The 19,535-nt window shown below is 61.5% G+C and carries 22 protein-coding genes; 11 read left to right on the top strand and 11 right to left on the bottom strand.

The annotated features are described in order from the left end of the window. Positions 1 to 85 precede the first annotated feature (85 nt). Together AC13QO_RS05005 and AC13QO_RS05000 are read left to right on the top strand one after the other, a co-directional pair. Positions 86 to 1,489 carry an L-serine ammonia-lyase gene (locus AC13QO_RS05005; RefSeq protein WP_488540042.1) on the top strand — a complete coding sequence of 468 codons (1,404 nt, stop codon included), beginning with the start codon at positions 86 to 88 and terminating at the stop codon, positions 1,487 to 1,489. 60 nt (positions 1,490 to 1,549) lie between these two features. Further along, positions 1,550 to 1,987 carry a DUF1489 family protein gene (locus AC13QO_RS05000; RefSeq protein ID WP_488540041.1) on the top strand — a complete coding sequence of 146 codons (438 nt, stop codon included), beginning with the start codon at positions 1,550 to 1,552 and terminating at the stop codon, positions 1,985 to 1,987. Between the two features lie 44 nt (positions 1,988 to 2,031). Here the strand turns inward: AC13QO_RS05000 and AC13QO_RS04995 are convergent, their stop codons facing one another. The 7 genes from AC13QO_RS04995 to AC13QO_RS04965 all read right to left on the bottom strand — a co-directional run bounded on the left by AC13QO_RS04995 (position 2,032) and on the right by AC13QO_RS04965 (position 8,771). Further along, positions 2,032 to 2,307, bottom strand: coding sequence for a hypothetical protein (locus AC13QO_RS04995; RefSeq protein WP_488540040.1), 276 nt, complete (start codon positions 2,305 to 2,307; stop codon positions 2,032 to 2,034). Positions 2,308 to 2,420: 113 nt separating this feature from the next. Continuing rightward, positions 2,421 to 3,959: a serine hydrolase gene (locus AC13QO_RS04990; RefSeq protein WP_488540039.1), complete on the bottom strand. Its 1,539-nt coding sequence runs from the start codon at positions 3,957 to 3,959 to the stop codon at positions 2,421 to 2,423. 140 nt (positions 3,960 to 4,099) lie between these two features. Then, positions 4,100 to 4,885: a hypothetical protein gene (locus AC13QO_RS04985; RefSeq protein ID WP_488540038.1), complete on the bottom strand. Its 786-nt coding sequence runs from the start codon at positions 4,883 to 4,885 to the stop codon at positions 4,100 to 4,102. A 219-nt stretch (positions 4,886 to 5,104) separates the two neighbouring features. Further along, complete coding sequence (locus tag AC13QO_RS04980; RefSeq protein ID WP_285193710.1) at positions 5,105 to 5,710, bottom strand: transglutaminase-like cysteine peptidase; 606 nt, start codon at positions 5,708 to 5,710, stop codon at positions 5,105 to 5,107. 352 nt (positions 5,711 to 6,062) lie between these two features. Beyond that, a complete protein-coding gene (pip, locus tag AC13QO_RS04975) occupies positions 6,063 to 7,034 on the bottom strand; it encodes a prolyl aminopeptidase (RefSeq protein WP_488540037.1) in 972 nt (323 codons plus the stop codon). A gap of 385 nt (positions 7,035 to 7,419) precedes the next feature. Further along, positions 7,420 to 8,031, bottom strand: a complete 612-nt coding sequence (locus tag AC13QO_RS04970) for a PilZ domain-containing protein (protein WP_085778243.1) — start codon at positions 8,029 to 8,031, stop codon at positions 7,420 to 7,422. A gap of 125 nt (positions 8,032 to 8,156) precedes the next feature. Further along, the gene (locus AC13QO_RS04965) at positions 8,157 to 8,771 is read right to left on the bottom strand and encodes a PAS domain-containing protein (protein ID WP_488540036.1); all 615 of its coding nucleotides are present in this window, start codon (positions 8,769 to 8,771) and stop codon (positions 8,157 to 8,159) included. A 285-nt stretch (positions 8,772 to 9,056) separates the two neighbouring features. On the opposite strand from AC13QO_RS04965, the gene AC13QO_RS04960 reads away from it, so the two are divergent. Then, positions 9,057 to 9,845, top strand: coding sequence for a rhomboid family intramembrane serine protease (locus AC13QO_RS04960; protein ID WP_285193707.1), 789 nt, complete (start codon positions 9,057 to 9,059; stop codon positions 9,843 to 9,845). 95 nt (positions 9,846 to 9,940) lie between these two features. Continuing rightward, positions 9,941 to 10,375 (top strand): CBS domain-containing protein, encoded by a 435-nt coding sequence (locus AC13QO_RS04955; RefSeq protein ID WP_085778240.1) that lies wholly within the window; start codon positions 9,941 to 9,943, stop codon positions 10,373 to 10,375. Positions 10,376 to 10,425: 50 nt separating this feature from the next. On the opposite strand, the gene AC13QO_RS04950 is transcribed toward AC13QO_RS04955, so the two are convergent. The 3 genes from AC13QO_RS04950 to folE all read right to left on the bottom strand — a co-directional run bounded on the left by AC13QO_RS04950 (position 10,426) and on the right by folE (position 12,597). Next, positions 10,426 to 11,388 (bottom strand): patatin-like phospholipase family protein, encoded by a 963-nt coding sequence (locus AC13QO_RS04950; protein WP_488540035.1) that lies wholly within the window; start codon positions 11,386 to 11,388, stop codon positions 10,426 to 10,428. Between the two features lie 116 nt (positions 11,389 to 11,504). Continuing rightward, positions 11,505 to 11,957, bottom strand: coding sequence for a phosphoribosyl-AMP cyclohydrolase (gene hisI / locus AC13QO_RS04945; RefSeq protein ID WP_085778238.1), 453 nt, complete (start codon positions 11,955 to 11,957; stop codon positions 11,505 to 11,507). Positions 11,958 to 11,982: 25 nt separating this feature from the next. Then, complete coding sequence (folE, locus tag AC13QO_RS04940) at positions 11,983 to 12,597, bottom strand: GTP cyclohydrolase I FolE (protein WP_097599323.1); 615 nt, start codon at positions 12,595 to 12,597, stop codon at positions 11,983 to 11,985. A 311-nt stretch (positions 12,598 to 12,908) separates the two neighbouring features. On the opposite strand from folE, the gene AC13QO_RS04935 reads away from it, so the two are divergent. The 5 genes from AC13QO_RS04935 to thrS all read left to right on the top strand — a co-directional run bounded on the left by AC13QO_RS04935 (position 12,909) and on the right by thrS (position 16,841). Next, positions 12,909 to 13,355, top strand: coding sequence for an iron-sulfur cluster assembly scaffold protein (locus AC13QO_RS04935; protein WP_088393840.1), 447 nt, complete (start codon positions 12,909 to 12,911; stop codon positions 13,353 to 13,355). A gap of 5 nt (positions 13,356 to 13,360) precedes the next feature. Then, positions 13,361 to 13,765, top strand: coding sequence for a membrane protein insertion efficiency factor YidD (gene yidD / locus AC13QO_RS04930; RefSeq protein WP_488540034.1), 405 nt, complete (start codon positions 13,361 to 13,363; stop codon positions 13,763 to 13,765). Continuing rightward, positions 13,762 to 14,190, top strand: coding sequence for a DUF2267 domain-containing protein (locus AC13QO_RS04925; RefSeq protein ID WP_488540179.1), 429 nt, complete (start codon positions 13,762 to 13,764; stop codon positions 14,188 to 14,190). Before yidD ends, AC13QO_RS04925 begins: the two co-directional genes overlap by 4 nt. Then, on the top strand, positions 14,187 to 14,714 hold the full coding sequence (locus tag AC13QO_RS04920; protein WP_285193704.1) for a DUF1697 domain-containing protein: 528 nt from the start codon (positions 14,187 to 14,189) through the stop codon (positions 14,712 to 14,714). Before AC13QO_RS04925 ends, AC13QO_RS04920 begins: the two co-directional genes overlap by 4 nt. Positions 14,715 to 14,834: 120 nt before the next feature. Beyond that, entirely contained in the window at positions 14,835 to 16,841 is a 2,007-nt protein-coding gene (thrS, locus tag AC13QO_RS04915) for a threonine--tRNA ligase (protein ID WP_488540033.1), read from the top strand. Between the two features lie 223 nt (positions 16,842 to 17,064). Here the strand turns inward: thrS and AC13QO_RS04910 are convergent, their stop codons facing one another. Further along, entirely contained in the window at positions 17,065 to 18,168 is a 1,104-nt protein-coding gene (locus AC13QO_RS04910) for a hypothetical protein (protein WP_488540032.1), read from the bottom strand. A gap of 113 nt (positions 18,169 to 18,281) precedes the next feature. Between AC13QO_RS04910 and AC13QO_RS04905 the strand changes: the two genes are divergently transcribed. Next, the gene (locus tag AC13QO_RS04905; RefSeq protein WP_488540031.1) at positions 18,282 to 18,866 is read left to right on the top strand and encodes a nitroreductase family protein; all 585 of its coding nucleotides are present in this window, start codon (positions 18,282 to 18,284) and stop codon (positions 18,864 to 18,866) included. Next, the gene (locus tag AC13QO_RS04900; RefSeq protein WP_488540030.1) at positions 18,866 to 19,483 is read left to right on the top strand and encodes a flavin reductase family protein; all 618 of its coding nucleotides are present in this window, start codon (positions 18,866 to 18,868) and stop codon (positions 19,481 to 19,483) included. Before AC13QO_RS04905 ends, AC13QO_RS04900 begins: the two co-directional genes overlap by 1 nt. Positions 19,484 to 19,535 lie beyond the last annotated feature (52 nt).

Below are 19,535 nucleotides of genomic sequence, written 5' to 3'. Positions count from 1 at the left end.
CCGACTCCATGCGATGTCGGTTCGCCGCTGGGATCCGAAACCGGCGGGGTTTAAATTCGCATTCCAGTGTTCAGAAGGCGCATCCATGTTTTTATCGGTATTCGACGTGTTCAAGATCGGTGTCGGACCGTCGAGCTCGCACACGATGGGGCCGATGTCGGCCGCCAATCGTTTTCTCGACCTGATCCTGTCGAATGAATGGCCGCGCCCGTCATCGGGCGCTCAGGTCGTCGCGATCAAGGTCAGCCTGCATGGCTCGCTCGCCCATACCGGGATCGGTCATGGCACGGGCAGGGCTGTCATTCTCGGACTGATGGGCGAAGCGCCCGACGGTGTCGATCCCGACAGGATGGACGGCATCATCGATACCGTGGAGCGCACCGGCCGCATCACGCCTGCGGGCCATCAGGCCTACCAGTTTCAGCCGAAGACCGATCTGATCTTCGACAAGAAACAGCCGCTGCCAGGCCATGCCAACGGCATGATCTATTCCGCATTTGACAAGGACGGCCGGCTGCTCCTCAAGCGCATCTATTATTCGGTCGGCGGCGGCTTCGTCGTTACCGACACCGAGCTGGAGCAGATGCGGGCGAAAAAGAATGCGACGGGCGGCGTGCGCGTGCCATATCCCTTCTCGACCGCCAAGCAGATGCTGGAGATGGCGGAGCGCTCGGGGCTTTCGATCGCGCAGATGAAGCGGGCGAATGAGGAGAGTCAGCGCAGCCGTGAAGAGCTCGATCAGGGGCTCGACCGCATCTGGGAAGCAATGCGTTCCTGCATCGAGCGCGGCCTCAAGGTCGAAGGTGTCATGCCCGGCGGCCTCAACGTCAAGCGCCGTGCCCGCCGCATCCACGATAAGCTGCAGGAGGAATGGCGCAGCAACCGCGTCAATCCGCTGCTCGCCAATGATTGGCTCAGCGTCTATGCAATGGCCGTCAACGAGGAGAATGCGGCGGGCGGGCGCGTCGTCACCGCGCCGACCAATGGCGCGGCCGGCGTCATTCCGGCAACGATCCGCTACTACGAGCATTTCCACGAGGACTGGGACCAGAACGGCATCCGCGATTACCTGCTGACGGCTGCGGCGATCGGCGGGATCATCAAGCACAATGCCTCGATCTCCGGCGCCGAGGTCGGCTGTCAGGGCGAGGTCGGCTCGGCCGCGGCGATGGCGGCTGCGGGCCTTGCGGCCGTAATGGGCGGTACGCCGGAGCAGATCGAGAACGCCGCCGAGATCGCGCTCGAACATCATCTCGGCATGACCTGCGATCCTGTCGCAGGCCTCGTGCAGGTTCCCTGTATCGAGCGCAACGCGCTTGGCGCCGTCAAGGCCGTCACGGCGGCATCGCTTGCCGTCAAGGGAGACGGCCAGCATTTCGTGCCGCTCGACGCCTGTATCGAGACGATGCGCCAGACCGGCCACGACATGAGCGAGAAATACAAGGAAACTTCGACCGGCGGCCTGGCCGTCAACGTCGTCGAATGCTGAGCGTGCGAACTCCATAGCTTCACACTTGACGCCCGCCGCCAAAAGGATTTCAACGGCGGCATGGCATTGCATCTCATCAAACTCTGTGTCGGCGCCGACTCGATCGACGATCTGCGCGAATGGGTGGCGGAGCGCTCGCTGCGCGCCATAGCCGCCGGGCTCGAACCGCATTCGGTTCACACGACGCGCATGGTGCCCAAACGCATGGAGGAGCTTCTCGACGGCGGCTCGCTCTATTGGGTGATCAAGGGACAGGTGCAGGCGAGGCAGAGGCTGCTCGACATCGATACGTTCACCGACGATGAAGGAATTTCACGCTGCCGCCTGATGCTCGGCCCGGAGGTCGTCGAAACCGCGGTGCAGCCGAAGCGGCCCTTCCAGGGCTGGCGCTACTATACGCAGGACGACGCGCCGCCCGATCTGACGAGCTTGGGCGCCGGGATCGCCGAAATGCCCGCGGAGCTGCGCCGCGAGCTGACAGAGCTCGGCCTGCTCTAATTTTATCGCCCTAAATGCCGGTTTCGGACAACGGCGTGTGGATTTCAGCGCAGACGCAGTTGCACCGGGGCGCTGCCGTCCGGCGACGTCACATGCAGATGAATTCGGGCTTCCGGCTGCGAATAGCGCCAGGCGCGCGCGCCATGACAAAGCAGCAGATTGATGAGATCCCGGGTCTTGGCGGACTTCGCTCTCGGCCGTTGCAGACCGATTTCGGCAAGTCGCAGAGCCGCTTCGTGCAGCGGATGCAGGGGTGACCGCCCTTTGGCCCCGCCGCGGCGGTCGCCTGGCATTCCCGGAACATTCTCATTGATCGCCATTGTTTTCCCCGTACGCACTACTGATCGAGTTCAAAACCGGTGGCCGGAAACGCAAACACCGATTCCGGCCGTTAGGGGTGCCGCCGGCCTTGTCGCAGGCAGCACCGAATAGCTCATTGTGCGGCTGCCCAGCACTTGATGCCGGCCTTCTTCAAGGCCTTGCAGGCGTTGACCGCATCGCGCTGATCGTCAAAGCCGCCGAAACGGGCGCGGTAGACTTGGTCATTGCCAGCGCCGTAGGCGACGGCGAAGGGCTTTGCCGAGGCCAGCGCCTTGCCGCCCTTGCTCTTGGCGCTCTCCAGGAGGTCCATGGCCATCTGGCGGCTCGGCGAGACGCCGACCTGCACGACCCAGCCCGCAGGCGCGGCGCTTGCCGGGGTGCTGCTGGTCGAGGCGGTCGTGACGTGGTCGACGGCGGCGTCGTCCTGGGCAGCCGGTCCGGCCACCGGAGCCTGCTGCTTGAAGCTCGTGGTCTTGACCCTGGTCGGCGCGGGCATCGTCTGGGCGACCAGCGGGTTGTCGGACTTCGTCGCCGATGTTTCGGTATAGGCAACCTCGGTCTCGGCCACCTCGCGCGCATCCGGCAGCGGACCCTTATGCGGCAGGCTGAGATCGGCTGCAGCGGCAGAAACCGGCGGCTGCGCCGCGGTGATCGTCTTTGCGACCTGCTGGGGGGCAACCTGCTGTGAAGCGACCTGCTGCCGGGCCTTCTGCGGCTGAACCGGAGCGGGGGTTTCGATCATTTCAGGGGCGGGGGCTGTCTGGGCCACCAGCGCCGAATTTCCGCCGCGGCTCGACGCCTTCGGCAGGTAGGTGGCGATCAGGCTGCGCATCTGGGCGTCGCGAGCCGACCCGGAAGTGCCGCCGAGCACGACGCTGACGATCGACTTGCCGTCCACTTGCACCGAACTCACAAGGTTGAAGCCGGCGGCGCGGGTATAACCGGTCTTGATGCCGTCGACGCCGCGCACGGAGCCGACCAGCCGGTTGTGGCTGCGGATCGTGCGGGTGCCGAACTTGAAAGCGCGGGTGGAGAAATATCCGTAATACTGCGGGAAATGCTGGCGAAGGGCGATGCCGAGGCGGGCCTGGTCGCGCGCCGTCGTCATCTGCGCCGTATTCGGCAGGCCGTTGGCGTTTCGATAGGTGGTGCGCGTCATGCCGAGCGCATGCGCCTTGGCGGTCATCATCTGGGCGAAGCGGTCTTCGCTGCCGCCGAGCATCTCGCCAAGCGCGGTTGCCGCATCATTGGCCGACAGAGTGACGAGACCGAGGATGCCCTGCTCGACGGTGATTGTGCCGCCGGCGCGCACGCCAAGCTTGGTCGGCGCCTGGGCGGCCGCATGAGCGGAGAAGGGAACCGGTGTATCGAGGCGGATGCGACCCTGTTCCAAGGCCTCGAAGGTCATATAAAGGGTCATCATCTTGGTCAAAGAAGCTGGGTATTGCAGCCGATCGGCATTCTCGCTGTAGAGAACGTTGCCGGTCTTGGCGTCGACCACAATGCCCGCATATTTCGGATTGGCTGCCTCCGCGTCGGCATTGACCGAATCAACCAGGACGACCGTGAGAGCCATCGAAAGGATCGCCAGGAGCTTTGCGAAAAAGCTGCCGGACCGGGACGATGATACGGAGGAGACTGACCTTGACACTATTCCACTCTTCGCTTTGCATTTCAGATATTGGGCAGGAACCGCACACCCCCCGCCGCACAGCTCGTCTTTTGAAATTACCGATTCAGCGTTACCAATCCGTTTATGATGAATCGTTTCATGCCTTCTCCGCCGGCATTTTAGGGACCTGTCACAGATCGGTTCACAAGACGCGGCTCCACAAAGAGGCGGATCGCGGCATCAATATGTTCCCAGTCGGCGAGATGGCTGCTGGAGAAGCGGTAGAGGACGCTGAGATCCTTGCCGACCTTGATGTCGCGCTGACAATCTCCGCTTGCAGCCTTGTCCGGAGTAGAAGGCAAGATGCAGCGCACGACGTAGTCCGGCCCGCCTGTGACCGGTGCCGTGAGCAGCACTTCTCCGCCGTAACCGGCGTCGGCGCGAAGTCGATGGAGTGTCAATCCGTCCCGGAAAGGCTCGGCTGCTCCTTCGATCAGATGCGAATAGATCGGCTCCAGCCGGCCGGACATATCGCGCGACATGGTGCTCTGGGCGATCTGTAGGAAGATGAGGCCGGAGGATTGGCCGATATCGTCGAATCGCAGATGATTGTCCTTGCCGTAACCCTGCATGGAGGGCCAGGCGAGGTAAAGATCGACGCGCTCGGCGACGCCGTCATGCCTCTGGCTCGGGAAGCGGATGGTATTTTCGGGGAATTTCACTGTGTCGCGGCCAATGGTCAGCGTGATTTCAGCCGTGCTGTCGGTGTTGCCGGCAAGGGAGATGTGCCGGCCGAACCAACGGCCGGCGATGCTGATGGCGACGGTCAGGACCGCCAGAAGGGCGATCGCGGTCATCGTGCGCAGGAGAAACCTCATCGAAAGAAGCGGCTGCTCGTCGGGTGCGCTTGGGGCGGCTTGGCTCATGGCGGTTCTTCGCGTTTCGGTCCGCCGCAGGAAGAACATGAGCCGCCGGTGCCGATGATGAATCTTATCGCGATGATCGAACCGGCAGGGTTAACACTTCGCTAAGATTTCGGGTCGCGGTTGTGCCGGGATGGACCCTGTCCCAAAAAGGAGTGAGCCGTTCCCGGGACAGCGGGAACGGCTCTTGGGCACCGGTCGGGGACGGGATGCGGGGACTGACCGGGCCGAAACCTGTGCCGGCTTTGCCGGCGGGCCGGCTTACCTGACGCTGCCGACCGCGACAGCGCGGCCGTCCTGAAGCTTCGACCAGCGGGCCGGATCGCTTGCGGACTGGCGCTTCAGATAGGTGTATTCGGTGTCCGACCACAGCAGCACCTTGTTGCGCATGTTGTCGAGAATGAAGTCGCCGTGATCGGTGCGGACCGTCAGCACGGCGTGGCCTTCGCCGTTCGGCTGCAGCACGACGGTGATCAGCGTGTCGGATGGCGAGAAGCCGTCCTCGATCAACATCTTGCGCTTCAGCAGGGCATAGTCTTCGCAATCGCCCACGGTTGTGGGATAGGCCCAGCGTTCCTCGACACCGTAGATCTGTTCGTCCGTCTCCGGCTGAATCGACGAATTGACGGTGTAGTTGACCTTGAGAATTTCCTTCCAGCGGTCCTCCGTGAGGACGGCCGGCCCGGCATCGCCGCCGGCATAGGCGCATTCCGTCGGATTGGCCTTGCAGAATTCATAATGTCCGATCGGCGGGCTGGCATTGCCTGCCAGTGCCATGCTGGCGGGCGTTGCCTGTCCCGAGCTCGCCATTGCCATCATGATCGCACCGGCCAGCAGGCCGCCTTTCAGGATGTTCGCAGTTGTCATTGCCGTCTCCCCTAAGTTGAGGCGACAATGACACGGACGTTTTTACCTCGCGCAAAATTACGCAATAGAATTAAATGCTTAGTTGAATCAAATGCCACTAAAACTTGGCTCGAATGCGAATAAAATTCAGTGCGTATTTGTGGCGAAATCGATTAAAATTGTAATGGACGCGACAAGGACTTCGTCCACGGACAGCCTGCGCCGCCGTCGCGGCGTTAAGAGTTTTCGCTGGGCCGGATAAGTGCCGGCGGCGCTGCGACGGGATGTTTGCGGCGGCGATACCGGTGGAATCGGTCGGTTGGAATGGGCCGAAAGCATAATATCGCTCGGATTCCGGCGTCCGGCACTAAGATTATTTTTTAGAAAGATCGCGAAATCGATCGGTGGCGGCGACGATTGCTGCGCTCATATCGGGGCCTGCGGTGGAATGGGAAGCGTGCGGAAGGATTACGAGTTCGCTTTGTGGCCAGGCGCGGGCCAGTTCCCAGGCGGTGACGAGCGGCGCCTCGATGTCGAACCGCCCCTGCAGCAGGATGCCGGGAATGTAGGCAAGCCGCGCGGCGTTCTTCAGGAGCATACCATCCTCCAGCCAGGCACTGTTGACGAAGTAGTGGGTGATGATGCGGGCGCGTGTCAGCACATAAGCCGGATCGGCCCAGCGGCGCGGCAGTCCTTCCCCGGCGAGCAGGATCGAGGCTGCTTCCCAATCATGCCAGTCTCGCGCCGCCTTGAGACGCGTCTCAGAGTCCGGATCGTTGAGGAGGTGGTGATAGGCGCTGGCCATGTCGTCGTCCAGCCCTAGCGTGCTGGACGGGATTCCCTGACGGAAGCGGTGCCATTCTTCCGGAAAAAGCGGCGCCATGCCGCGGCAAAGCCAGTGGATTTCCGATCGCCGCGTGGTGGTCACGCCCGATATGACAATCGCCCTGACGCACTGTGGATGCGATTCGGCATAAGCGAGCGCCAGCGTCGAGCCCCAGGAGTTACCGAACAGCAGCCAGCTCTCGATGCCTAGGAAGAGCCGCAGCCTTTCGACATCGGCGACGAGATGCCAGGTCGTATTGCAGGAGAGATCGGTTTCGAGATCGGCTGCACTCGGCAGGCTTCGGCCGCAATTGCGCTGGTCGAAAAGGATGATCCGGTAGGCGTGCGGATCGAACTGCCGGCGCGCCGCGGTCGAACAGCCTGAACCCGGCTCGCCGTGCAGGACGAGCGCCGGCCGCCCCATCGGGTTGCCGCAGGCTTCCCAATAGATCAGGTTTCCATCGCCCGTATCGAGTAGGCCGTGATCGTATGGTTCGATTTCCGGATAGAGGGCTGGCATCGGTGCACCTGCGGTCGAGATAGGCTTATCCATCATATCCGTGGCGAAGGGAGGACGGATGACAGGACGGGAATTGCCGCCAAAACAATCCTGCCCGATTTCACGCGACCTGCTCCGGGCGAACAATGTCGCAGGTTGTTCCATTCATAACTTTATGTGCTTACTGGTTGGAAGGACTTGCGACAGGATTCGCGCCAATCTTCCAAAGCCGGATTTGCTGCCCGCTTGTAGATCGCTTGCGGGGAGGCTTGTGCGTTTCAACACAACCTGACCCGGTGCACGACAGACCCGGTGCGGCTCCGATTTGACAAACGCTTTCGGAGCTGTCCGTCATCAATGGACCCGCCACAAAGGCTCGCGGCAGGGCATCGGTTTTTTCAGGCTGTCAGAGGAATTCGCGCAGCGTCTCGCGGGACTGGATCGACAGAAATTCGATCGCCACGCCTTCGACGAAGTGACGCACGACGCGGCCGCGCATGTTGCCGAGGCGCACCGCCGTTCCGATCGAGGGACGCATTTCGACGTCAATGGCGGCGCCGGACAGCGACAGGTCCATGATCCGGCAGGTATAGCGCGTGCCATCCTCGAGCGTGAGTTCGGTCTTCGTATCACGCGGCGTCAGACGGTCGTGGCGACGATCTTCCGGCAGGCCGAGCTCGTGCTTGTTGGCAAGCCAGGTGAGCTGGGCGGCGAGCTTCTCGCGCTTGCGCTCGGTGGCGTTGATCGACATGGTGAATCCGCGGCCGTCGAGTGTCTGGACGTAACCTTCAACCCGCCCGAGATGATCGATATAGGCGACGACGCGTTCGTTGGCGCGCGGCCGGCCGGAGCAGGTGACGTACATGTCGCCGGGCGACATGTCGATCACCATGCATTCGAATTCCTCGTAATTCGCAAGCATCAGCCGGCCCTGCATATTGATCGGCACACGCTGGAAAACGCCTTGTTCAGGGCGCGGCGCAGGTCGTTGCGTCTGAGCTGGCTGGAACGAGTGCATCAAAGGGCTTCTTCATGAAAACTGGAGAGATTAATCCTTACCTCCAATCCATTAACAGAAGGTTGTTTCGACCCATTGTGACATAGCCGAAAACGAGTGCGCGCCGTGTCCCGAAACGAGACGCTTTAACGCGCCTCGGCGCTCAGCAGCTGTGACACCATGCGGCGCATGGCCTGGCCGAATCCGATGCCTTTTGCCGCGACGACCTCGTGGATCGAGCGCAGTTCGGTCGGCGTGGCCTTGCTGAATTTTTCGGACAGCAGACGGCTGCGGTCGAGCGCCAGGAATTCCAGCGGCACGATCTCCAGCCAGCTCGCAGCCGCTGTCGGAGCGATCGCGCCGAGCAGCCGGTCGCAGGCGCCGTTAGACGAGCGCAGCGGCATCATGATGATCTCGAAGGAGGCCTGATGACCGACGGTGCTGTAGCCGGTGGTGTTGAACAGGGCCGGCATGGCATGGTCCATGACGCCCATCGCCGTGCGTTCGATGTCCGCATGCTGGCCATGCGCCCAGAGGGATGAAAAATGTTCACCGCGCAGGTCGCGCCCGAAGAAATCGCAGATGCGGGTGCCGGCGAGCCGGAAAACGATGTCTCCGTCGTCGCGCGTCTCAAGGATAAAGAGACTTTGCAGAAGATGGGGAACGGCAGAGGGTTCAACCTGTGATTTCAGCGGCGCATCGGCAGCGCCACGGATACGGTTCCAGTAGTCAAAAATTTCGATGGTCGTTTGCACACGCATTTCACCCTGTCCCATTCCGGAGCATTTTCGGGCAGTCATTGCCCGTACAGCTTTTACCTTGCGGATTTCATGCCAGATCCGGGCCGTTAAGGTTAAGAAAGGGTTTCGGTTGAGGCGCGGTGTCTATCGTGACAATGTCCAGCCATCGCTCCGACTTTCGGAGTTCAGCACAATCTGCCGATCCGGGGTCTTTCCAGGAATTCGGGTTACGCCGCCCGGCACTACGGGCGGCTTTTTTTTTGGTCATGCCTCCTGTATGGCTGAGGCCTCAACGAGGCGATAAAGATGAACGAGCAGACGGGCGCGCCAGACAAGGCGCCCGAACCTTCCGAGGCCGAGCCGCCGGCGCGGCCCCCGCGCGTACCGGTCTTCAACCTTCCGCCGGCGCTGCTCTTCAGCCTATGCCTGCTTATCCTCATCTATGCAGTGCAGGCGCTCGTTCTATCGGACGATGCGGCGGGCTGGCTGCTGTTTACCTTCGGTTTCGTCCCCGCTCGCTACGTGATTCCGCTATCGCAGCAGGGGCTGGAGCTGTTCTGGACGCCCGTTACCTATTCGCTGCTGCACGGCAGCACCCAGCATATCCTCTTCAACGCCTTCTGGCTGATGGCCTTCGGCGCACCGGTCGTGCGCCGCATCGGGACGTTACGCTTCCTGTTCTTCTGGATCTTGTCCGCCGCCGCTTCCGCCGCCCTGCACGCGATCCTGAATTGGGGAGACGTATCGCTGCTGATCGGCGCGTCGGGCGTCATTTCCGGGCTGATGGGGGCCGCCTGCCGATTCGCCTTTCCGGCCGATCGGCGACCGATGCCGGTTGCGCATCTCAACGCCCGGCTTTCTGTCGTCGACGCCCTGAAGAGCCGGACCGTCGTCATTTTCATTCTTCTCTGGTTGGTCGGTAACGCCCTGATCGCCGTCGGCATTCCGCTCGTCGGCGACAGCGACCAGGAGATCGCCTGGGATGCGCATATTGGCGGCTTCGTCTTCGGCTTCCTCTTGTTTTCACTGTTCGACCGGGCGCCACGGCCGCCTGCAGAACCGAAGGGAGCGGAGAAGGATATGTTGCAATCCTGAGCGGGGCAGTGCACGATCGAACGATCCGCGATTGGGGGGAGAAGCCGTCGCGGATGCCTGTGACACATGTCACAGGCTCGACAAAGGAGGTTCGAATGACCAGTTCAGTCAAAGCAATCCTCGACCTGAAGGGCAGGGACGTCGTCACCGCCGGGCCGAACACCACCGTCGCCGAGGCAGCCGCGATTCTGAGCAAGAAGAAGATCGGCGCCATCGTTGTCGTCGGCATGGAGAACCGGATTTCCGGCATGTTCACCGAGCGCGATCTCGTGCATGCCATCGCCAAACACGGCAAGGGGAGTCTCGATCAGCCGCTCTCGCAGGTGATGACTTCAAAAGTCTACCGTTGCCACGAGGAGACGACCGTCAACGAGCTGATGGAACTGATGACCAGCCGTCGCTTCCGCCACGTACCGGTGGAAAGTAACGGTAAGCTTGCCGGCATCATCTCGATCGGCGACGTAGTAAAATCCCGGATCGCCGAAGTCGAGCGCGAAGCCGAGGACATCAAGGCCTATATTGCCGGCTGAGGGTCCGGCTGTTCGTTCAAACGTGCTGTCGCTCCTGTCGGGGCGACGCGTCACGGAGCGTTGGCGTAGACTTCCTGCATGCGCTTGATCTCGGGAAGCCTGGCTCGGGCTTCCTCGTAGCCCCGCTCGATGGCCTCGCCGGCGCGATGGAATTCCGAGAGGCCGATATAGCTCAGGCGCGGCTGCAGCGAAATGTCGGGCGGATCGCCGGCAAGGCGAGCGCGGGCAATTCTGTCCTGGATAATGTTGAAGGCCTGCACCATGACTCCGGTCATGCCGAGGCGGGCATAGGGCGCCTCTTCCTGTTTCTGCACTTCCTGCTGCGAGAGGCTGGCATTGTGCCGGACGACGGCCGAGCGGCCGTAGAGATCGTAATTGAGATTGACGGCGACGACCAGCGGCTGCTCATAGGCGCGGCAGACGGAGACGGGAACCGGATTCACCAGCGCGCCGTCGACCAGCGTGCGGTGATTGCTGCGGACCGGCTCGAAGATGCCGGGTAGCGCATAGGAGGCGCGCAGCGCCGTGATCAGCGAACCATTGGCGATCCAGACCTCATGGCCGGTATTGACCTCGGCCGCGACTGCGACGAACGGCCGGTCCAAATCCTCGACGTTCAGGCCCTCGAGATGCTCCTGCATGCGTTTGGTCAGCCGCATGCCGCCGAACAACCCGCTGCCGCCGATCGTCAGATCGAGCAGACTGGCGATGCGGCGCATGGTCAGCGAGCGCGCGAAGCTTTCGAGTTCATCGAGTTTGCCGGCGAGATAGCAGCCGCCGACCAGCGCGCCGATCGATGTGCCGGCGATCATGCCGATCTCGATCTTTGCTTCGTCCAAAGCACGCAAGACGCCGATATGGGCCCAGCCGCGGGCCGCGCCGCCGCCAAGAGCGAGCGCGATCTTGATCCTGGTGACAGGCGCGGGCGCAGGGATTGTCTCGAGTATCGTCGCCATGCCAGAACCGGAACCTTCGCCTTCAGCGCTTTGACGGTGCAGACTCCAGTTCAGCATTGCGCTCTCCCCTCCAGTAGAACACGTAAGTCTTGATAGTGTGCCCGATCGGTTGCCAAATGGTATATAGAACTGGTTTCTGGCACAATAAGGGGCAAATGCGAGTATAGTTCAGTCTATTTTCCGTAGACGTCCTGCGGATCGAAATGACGCTCGTCATCGACGATGTCGAGCATCGGCTTTCCGTCGCGCAGCGTCACCGTTCGATAGAAGCAGGAACGGCGGCCGGTGTGACAGGTCGCGTCATGGCCGGCGACCTCGACCTTCAGCCATATGGCATCCTGATCGCAATCGGTGCGAATTTCCTTCACCGTCTGAAGATTGCCCGAGGTCTCGCCCTTTTTCCAGATCTTGCCGCGCGACCGGCTGAAGTAATGGGCCGTGCCCGTCTGGATGGTCAACGCCAGGGCCTGGGCATTCATATGCGCCACCATCAGCAGTTCGCCATCGCCGGCGTCGGTGACGATCGCAGTGATCAGGCCACGGTCATCGAAACGCGGCGTGAAATCGCCGGCGTCTTCCAACGCCGACTTGTCCTCGGATGGTTGATTGAAGATCAGTTGACTCATTGCGGCCCTCCCGAGGGAGCCGGTATCAGCGGCTCCGCACCATGCTCATGAAACGGGCCTGATCGGCCGGCTCGGTCTTGAACGTTCCGGTAAACGTCGTGGTCAAGGTGGTCGAACCCTGCTTCTGAACGCCACGCATCGCCATGCACATATGTTCGGCCTCGATGAGTACGGCAACACCGCGCGGGTTAAGCGTATCGTCAATGGCCCGGGCGATCTGCGCGGTCATCGTTTCCTGGGTCTGCAGGCGCCGCCCATAGATCTCGACGACACGGGCAATCTTCGACAGGCCGAGCACGCGGCCATCAGGCATGTAGGCGACATGCGCCTTGCCGATGATCGGAACCATATGGTGTTCGCAATGCGAGTAGAACGGAATGTCCTTGACGAGGACCATGTCGTCGTAACCGGCGACCTCCTCGAAGGTTCGGCCGAGCACGTCTTCCGGCGCCATGTCGTAACCGGCGAAAAGCTCGCGGTATGCTTTGGCGACACGAGCCGGCGTCTCGATGAGGCCTTCGCGCGTCGGATCGTCACCGGCCCAGCGCAACAGAACGCGAACGGCTTCTTCCGCTTCCTGCTGGGAGGGGCGGTCCGATTCACGGTTCGGCTGCGGAAAGTTCTTTACGATGGCGTCCATGATCAATGGTCTCCTGGCCCGCATCGCGGACCCATCTGTCGGAATCGCCACTGGTCAGTCCCATGCGGGAATTCATGCACCTTTGGCAGGCTCCGGGGCTTTCAGGGCTGATTTCAAGCGCCCCTCCGGCACGGTTTCCCAATCAAACTTACACAAGGCCATTGCATTTTCATGGCCTTGGAACGACATACATATAGGAAGACGGCCATTATATGTAAGTATCCTCGGATGACACGGTGTGTTTTTTGTTTCAACGACAATGACAGCCCTATTTAGGCCGATCCGCAGCGATTTTGGAGCGGAAATCCAGCATGGACGACATCTACAACAGCAAAATCCTCGAATTCGCCGGCAATATTCCGTTGACCGGGACGCTTGATGATGCCGATGCGACCGCCCAGGCGCATTCCAGGCTTTGCGGCTCCAAGGTGCGGATCTGGCTGAAGATGGATGGCGATGTCGTGACCGGTTTTTCCCATGACGTAAAAGCCTGCGCGCTCGGCCAGGCCTCGTCCTCGATCATGGCCCGTCATGTCGTCGGCGCGACATCGGGCGAATTGCGGCAGGCGCGACTGGACATGCTCGCTATGCTGAAGGCGGACGGGGCAGGGCCTGGCGGACGGTTCGAAGACATGCGTTATCTCCTGCCCGTGCGGGACTACAAGGCTCGTCACGCTTCCACGATGCTGACCTTCGACGCCGTCGTCGATGCGATCGGGCAGATCGAGGCGAAACGAGCGGAAGTTGTCGAGGCGTAACCGAAATGTGCGAGTCTTGCGTCCGGCATGCTGACGATGAGGACGATGGCGGTGCGGCCGCATCGAGACGGCCGCACGCGAGAACTGCGCACTACTCCCGCAATTATAGCGGACCGTTTCGCAAGACCCCGGACCGCCTGCTCGGCATGGGGTTTATCCGCCTCTATCAGCTGACTCTTTCCGGCTTTGTCGGCAATGCCTGCCGCCATGTCCCCACCTGCTCGGAATATGGTTACGAGTCGATCGCCCGCCACGGATTATGGGCCGGCGGCTGGATGACGCTGTTTCGAGTGGGCCGTTGCGGCCCGGGCGGCACCAGCGGCCTCGATCCCGTTCCGGAAGTGCTTGACGACGGCTTCCGCTGGTGGACACCGTGGCGGTATCTCTCGCTCGGACGCAAGAGAGGTTGAGGATGATGACGATGCCCGGCGAGTACAGGCGTGCATCCTCAGATTTCGACGCCTACCTGGACGACGTCCGCACCGATACGCTGATCGACAGCCGAAATGCGATCTGTACGATAACCCAGGGTGTCTTCCAGACGTTTCGCCGACGGCTTGATAACGAGGAGGCGATCCGCTTTGCCAAGCTGCTGCCGCCGGTGCTGCGGGCGATTTTCGTCGCCGACTGGGATCCCGATGAGGTCCAACGTCCCTTCGAGGATCGCAGGACGATGACTCGCGAAGTTCAGTCACTGCGGAGTGACCACAATTTCTCGCCCGACACCGCCATTCGCGACGTGGCGGCGGCCGTGCGGAAACGAGTCGACGAAACGGCATTCGACAGGGTGCTACAGACCTTGCCAGAAGGAGCAGCGGAGTTCTGGCGGCCATGAGCACGTTCATCGCCCTGCTGCACAGCATCGTCCTGGCGCCAGGTCGCCGGGTGATCATGGAAGAGTTGCGCGCGCTTGCCAGAGAGCTTGGCTATCGCGAGCCGCGCACTCTGGTTTCAACAGGCAATCTCGTTTTCGAGGCCGACGACATGCGTCCGCATGAAATCGAGGTTGCGCTGGAAGAGGCCTTTGAAGAAAAGTTCGGCAAACATGTCGATATCATCGTGCGCAGCGACTGCACCTGGATGGCGCTCTGCGGCACCAACCCCTTCAGGGACGGCAGCGGCGACCAAGTGATCGTCCGGGTGATGCGCCTGCCGATCGATCCTGAGAAGGTGGAGGCGCTGAAGCCGCTGATGGCGGAAGGGCAACGCATCGCCGTCGTCGGCGGCGACCTCTGGATCGATTTCGCCGGCAAACCGAGCCAGTCAAAACTGCTTTCGGCGCTGACGACCAAGCGGCTTGGCGTCGGAACGATGCGCAACTGGAACACCGTTTGCGGTCTTGCGCAAATGATCATGTGAGCCGGTTGCTTCTTTACTCCCGAGCGAAACCTGAGTATCAGGCGGCAGCGCCTCCCGCTTGGGTGTCGCGTCATTTCAACCACCCGCATTCGTTGGCGGGACTGGACAAGGAGAATTTCGATGTCCCAATCCGTTTCCCTGACATTTCCTGATGGCTCCGTGCGCAGCTTCCCGGCTGGCGCAACCGGCAGGGATGTCGCCGAATCCATTTCCAAGTCGCTTGCGAAGAGCGCCGTCGCCATTGCGATCGACGGCGACGTGCGCGACCTTTCCGATGCCGTGACCGACGGCAGGATCGAAATCATCACCCGCAAGGACCCCCGCGCGCTGGAGCTCATCCGCCATGACGCCGCGCATGTGATGGCCGAAGCGGTGCAGGAACTTTGGCCCGGCACTCAGGTTACGATCGGCCCGGTCATTGAGAACGGCTTCTATTACGACTTTGCCAAGAACGAACCCTTCACGCCCGACGATCTGCCGAAGATCGAAAAGAAGATGAAGGAAATCATCGCCCGCAACGCGCCCTTCACCAAGCAGATCTGGTCGCGCGAAAAGGCCAAGCAAGTCTTCGCCGCCAAGGGCGAACAGTACAAGGTCGAGCTTGTCGATGCGATCCCGGAAGGGCAGGATCTGAAGATCTATCATCAGGGCGACTGGTTTGATCTCTGCCGCGGCCCGCATATGGCCTCCACCGGCCAGGTCGGCACGGCCTTCAAGCTGATGAAGGTTGCCGGCGCCTATTGGCGCGGCGACAGCAACAACGCCATGCTGTCGCGCATCTACGGTACGGCATGGGCCGACCAGGCCGATCTCGACAATTACCTGCATATGCTGGCGGAAGCCGAAAAGCGCGACCACCGCAAGCTTGGCCGCGAAATGGACCTGTTCCACTTCCAGGAAGAGGGCCCGGGTGTCGTCTTTTGGCACGGCAAGGGCTGGCGTATCTTCCAGACGCTCGTCGCCTATATGCGCCGTCGGCTTGCCGTCGATTATGAAGAAGTCAACGCGCCACAGGTGCTCGATACGTCGCTCTGGGAAACCTCCGGTCACTGGGGCTGGTATCAGGAAAACATGTTCGGCGTAAAATCGGCGCATGCGATGACGCATCCCGACGACAAGGAAGCGGATAATCGCGTCTTCGCGCTGAAGCCGATGAACTGCCCCGGCCACGTGCAGATCTTCAAGCATGGCCTGAAGTCCTATCGCGAGCTGCCGATCCGTCTGGCGGAATTCGGGCTGGTGCATCGCTACGAGCCTTCGGGCGCGCTGCATGGTTTGATGCGCGTGCGCGGCTTCACGCAGGACGACGCGCATATCTTCTGCACCGACGAGCAGATGGCCGCCGAATGCCTGAAGATCAACGATCTGATCCTCTCAGTCTATGAAGACTTCGGATTCAAGGAAATTGTCGTCAAGCTTTCCACCCGTCCGGAAAAGCGCGTCGGCTCCGACGCCCTCTGGGATCGCGCCGAAGCCGTCATGACCGATGTGCTGAAGACGATCGAGGCTCAGTCAGAGGGCCGCATCAAGACCGGCATCCTGCCGGGCGAGGGCGCCTTCTACGGTCCGAAGTTCGAATATACGTTGAAGGATGCGATCGGCCGCGAATGGCAATGCGGCACGACGCAGGTCGACTTCAATCTGCCGGAGCGCTTCGGCGCCTTCTACATCGACAGCAACTCCGAAAAGACGCAGCCGGTGATGATCCATCGCGCCATCTGCGGCTCGATGGAACGTTTCCTCGGCATCCTGATCGAGAACTTCGCCGGCCATATGCCGCTCTGGGTGTCGCCGCTGCAGGTGGTTGTCGCAACGATCACATCGGAGGCTGATGCCTACGGGCTTGAAGTGGCCGAGGCGCTGCGCGAGGCCGGTCTCAACGTCGAGACCGACTTCCGCAACGAGAAGATCAACTACAAGATCCGCGAGCATTCGGTCACCAAGGTTCCTGTCATCATCGTCTGCGGCAGGAAGGAAGCCGAGGAGCGCACGGTCAATATCCGCCGCCTCGGCAGCCAGGACCAGGTTTCGATGGAGCTTGACGCCGCAGTCGAGAGCCTCACCCTCGAGGCCACGCCGCCCGACATCCGTCGCAAGGCCGACGCAAAGAAAGCCAAGGCGGCCTGAAAATAAGGGGAATACGACAGCGCCGACTTCGGCGCTGTCGGAAATTTCTTTCGCGAAGGGCAGCCGCCCGTGCGCCTCCTGTCTGCACTTCCAGATCTTCCTGTCAATGAATGAAATCCGCGCCTAGCGTATCGGACGATGCGTAGATCCAAAATGACCGCGTCTTTGCGCGTCTGATCAGACGCGCGATCGCTGGCACGCCGCAGAAGCGTGCCTGGTAGAATCAATCCAGGCTGGCGCCGTCGCCGCCGCCCTGCGGCACGAGCTGTTCGTAGGAGGGCAGAGGCTCCTCCGGAGCCGACTGGACACCCGGAGGCGGCGGCGTGCCGGCCGGCGGCTGCTGCACCGTGCGGGCCGCCGGGCTCTCGGGCTGCTGCGGCTCCTGGTCCTTCATTAGAACCTCTACATCGGTATTCCGGCCGGCAACCACTGTAAAATCGCGCTGATAGATCTTGTCCTTGTTGCGGGCGATGGCAGAATATTCGCCTTCGGCAAGGACCATGGTCGGAAAGGCGCTGACGCTTTCGCCGACACTGTCGCCGGCGGCAGTCAGGATCGACCAAGCCGTGTCGGCAATCGCCTCGCCGCCGGCTTCGGAGACCAGCTTGAAGGTCATCTGGGCGGCGCGGTGCTGGATCGTTGCCTCTGTGAGCTTGCCGGCCTCGACCTGGATGTCGGCTCGAATGACGGCGTTGACGCTGCCATATTCGGAAACGATGTGATAGGTGCCGGCATTGAGGCGCACGACGGTGTTCGGCGAGACGTCGGCCATGACGAGGCCACGCTCGCCATCGTCACGCACTTCCGAGGAATAGATCGAGAAGCTCAGCTGGTCGGGGCGGATGCGGGCATCAGTGCCGGAGACGGCATTGAGCAGCAGGCCGCCGGCATCAAGGACCATCACCTGCTTGTCGACCTCGCCGTCAGCAGGCACGGTCAGCTTCTTTGTGACGCCGGCGCGGCCGAAGGAGACATTGACGAAATAATCGCCCGGAGCGAGCTGGAAGGCGGCGGGTCCGCCCTTGGCGCTGGCGATCAGCGGCAGCTTGCCGTCGGCGCCGGCGATCGGGCTGAAGACATACCAGGAAAGGCCATCCTCGACAGGCGTACCGTCGGCCGTCAGTTTGGCTTCCATCGCGACGTCGCGCAGCTTGGCGCCCTCAGGCGCGGCGCCGGGCGCGATGAAGGCATTGAGCTTAGGCATCTTCGACGTCGAGTCGAGCTGTTTGAAATCCTTGAAGGCATCCTGCGCACCGGCGCCGAGGGGCATCAATACCATCAGGGCGATGGCGAGGCCGATGCGTGCAAGAGGCGAAATGCCAAACATCTGTTTCGTGAACCGATTGACTTCTGAAATTGCAAAGGCCACTTCAAGACCAACGCGATGGCAAATTCAAGACCCACGCTTTGCAGCAGCATAAAAATGAAAGTTTCTCCCGCATGAAATCCGATATCAAGCTGATCGATTACCTCGCCGTGCGCCGTTCCATTCCCGCTTTCCAGATGTGCGAACCCGGCCCGGAAAAGGCCGAAATCGAAGAGATCCTGCGGCTTGCTTCGCGCGTTCCCGACCACGGCAAGATCGCTCCCTGGCGCTTCATCGTCTATCGCGGAGATGAGCGTGCGCGCCTTGGCGAGGAGCTTCTCAAACTGGCGCTCGAGGCAAAGCCGGACCTTTCCGAAGAGATGACCCAAGTCGAGCGCACCCGCTTCACCCGCGCGCCGGTCGTGGTCGCCATTGTTAGTAAGGCCGGGCCGCACATCAAGATCCCGGAATGGGAGCAGGTCATGTCGGCGGGCGCGCTTTGCTTCAACGTCATTCTCGCCGCCAATGCCAACGGCTATGTCGCCAACTGGCTGACGGAATGGTTCGCCTATGATGAGCGCGCCTATCCTCTGCTCGGCGTCGGTCCCGGCGAAAAGGTGGCGGGCTTCATCCATATCGGCTCGACGACATTCCCGGCGATAGAGCGGCCGCGGCCGGAGCTTGCCGATACCGTGACCTGGGTCGGCGGAGCGGACTGATGTTCTACACCACCGACAGCAACCGGCACGGCCTTGCACATGATCCGTTCAAGGCGATCGTATCGCCGCGGCCGATCGGCTGGATCGGCAGCAAGGGCAGGGACGGCTCAATCAACCTTGCGCCCTATTCCTTTTTCAACGCTGTCGCCGACCGGCCGAAACTGGTGATGTTTTCTTCCGCCGGTCGCAAGGACAGCCAGCGCAACGCGGGGGAAACCGGCGCCTTCACCTGTAATTTCGTCAGCCGCGATCTCGCCGAAAAGATGAATCTGTCCTCGGCGGCGCTGCCCTACGGCAACAGCGAATTCGATTTCGCCGGGCTGACGCCGAAACAGTCCGAACTGATTGACGCGCCCTATGTCGGCGAGGCTTGCGCCGTGCTCGAATGCAGGGTCACCGAAATCATCGAGCCGAAAACGCTATCGGGGGAGCCGTCTGAAAACGTCCTCGTCTTCGGCGAGGTGGTCGGCATCCATATCGACGAGGCGATCGTCAGGGACGGCCGCCTCGACATGTCGATCGCCCGCCCTGTCGCCCGCATGGGCTACATGGATTACAGCGAAGGCAGCGACGTTTTCGAGATGTTCCGGCCTCAGATACCAAAGGCGAGAGCCTGAGGGCAAGGCATAGAAAGGCTTAAGAAATATGGTGAACCAATCTTAAACCTTT

This window comes from Rhizobium sp. CNPSo 3670, from assembly GCF_057784555.1.
The sequence above is the reverse complement of the archived record's forward strand: the minus strand, read 5'-3'. Positions and strand labels throughout refer to the sequence as shown.

Coding starts and splice junctions, on each gene's coding strand:
- AC13QO_RS05005 (WP_488540042.1), top strand. CDS start 86: ATGTTTTTATCGGTATTCGACGTGTTCAAGATCGGTGTCGGACCGTCG.
- AC13QO_RS05000 (WP_488540041.1), top strand. CDS start 1,550: ATGGCATTGCATCTCATCAAACTCTGTGTCGGCGCCGACTCGATCGAC.
- AC13QO_RS04995 (WP_488540040.1), bottom strand. CDS start 2,307: ATGGCGATCAATGAGAATGTTCCGGGAATGCCAGGCGACCGCCGCGGC.
- AC13QO_RS04985 (WP_488540038.1), bottom strand. CDS start 4,885: ATGTTCTTCCTGCGGCGGACCGAAACGCGAAGAACCGCCATGAGCCAA.
- AC13QO_RS04980 (WP_285193710.1), bottom strand. CDS start 5,710: ATGACAACTGCGAACATCCTGAAAGGCGGCCTGCTGGCCGGTGCGATC.
- pip (WP_488540037.1), bottom strand. CDS start 7,034: ATGCCAGCCCTCTATCCGGAAATCGAACCATACGATCACGGCCTACTC.
- AC13QO_RS04970 (WP_085778243.1), bottom strand. CDS start 8,031: ATGCACTCGTTCCAGCCAGCTCAGACGCAACGACCTGCGCCGCGCCCT.
- AC13QO_RS04965 (WP_488540036.1), bottom strand. CDS start 8,771: ATGCGTGTGCAAACGACCATCGAAATTTTTGACTACTGGAACCGTATC.
- AC13QO_RS04960 (WP_285193707.1), top strand. CDS start 9,057: ATGAACGAGCAGACGGGCGCGCCAGACAAGGCGCCCGAACCTTCCGAG.
- AC13QO_RS04955 (WP_085778240.1), top strand. CDS start 9,941: ATGACCAGTTCAGTCAAAGCAATCCTCGACCTGAAGGGCAGGGACGTC.
- AC13QO_RS04950 (WP_488540035.1), bottom strand. CDS start 11,388: ATGCTGAACTGGAGTCTGCACCGTCAAAGCGCTGAAGGCGAAGGTTCC.
- hisI (WP_085778238.1), bottom strand. CDS start 11,957: ATGAGTCAACTGATCTTCAATCAACCATCCGAGGACAAGTCGGCGTTG.
- folE (WP_097599323.1), bottom strand. CDS start 12,597: ATGGACGCCATCGTAAAGAACTTTCCGCAGCCGAACCGTGAATCGGAC.
- AC13QO_RS04935 (WP_088393840.1), top strand. CDS start 12,909: ATGGACGACATCTACAACAGCAAAATCCTCGAATTCGCCGGCAATATT.
- yidD (WP_488540034.1), top strand. CDS start 13,361: ATGTGCGAGTCTTGCGTCCGGCATGCTGACGATGAGGACGATGGCGGT.
- AC13QO_RS04920 (WP_285193704.1), top strand. CDS start 14,187: ATGAGCACGTTCATCGCCCTGCTGCACAGCATCGTCCTGGCGCCAGGT.
- thrS (WP_488540033.1), top strand. CDS start 14,835: ATGTCCCAATCCGTTTCCCTGACATTTCCTGATGGCTCCGTGCGCAGC.
- AC13QO_RS04910 (WP_488540032.1), bottom strand. CDS start 18,168: ATGTTTGGCATTTCGCCTCTTGCACGCATCGGCCTCGCCATCGCCCTG.
- AC13QO_RS04905 (WP_488540031.1), top strand. CDS start 18,282: ATGAAATCCGATATCAAGCTGATCGATTACCTCGCCGTGCGCCGTTCC.
- AC13QO_RS04900 (WP_488540030.1), top strand. CDS start 18,866: ATGTTCTACACCACCGACAGCAACCGGCACGGCCTTGCACATGATCCG.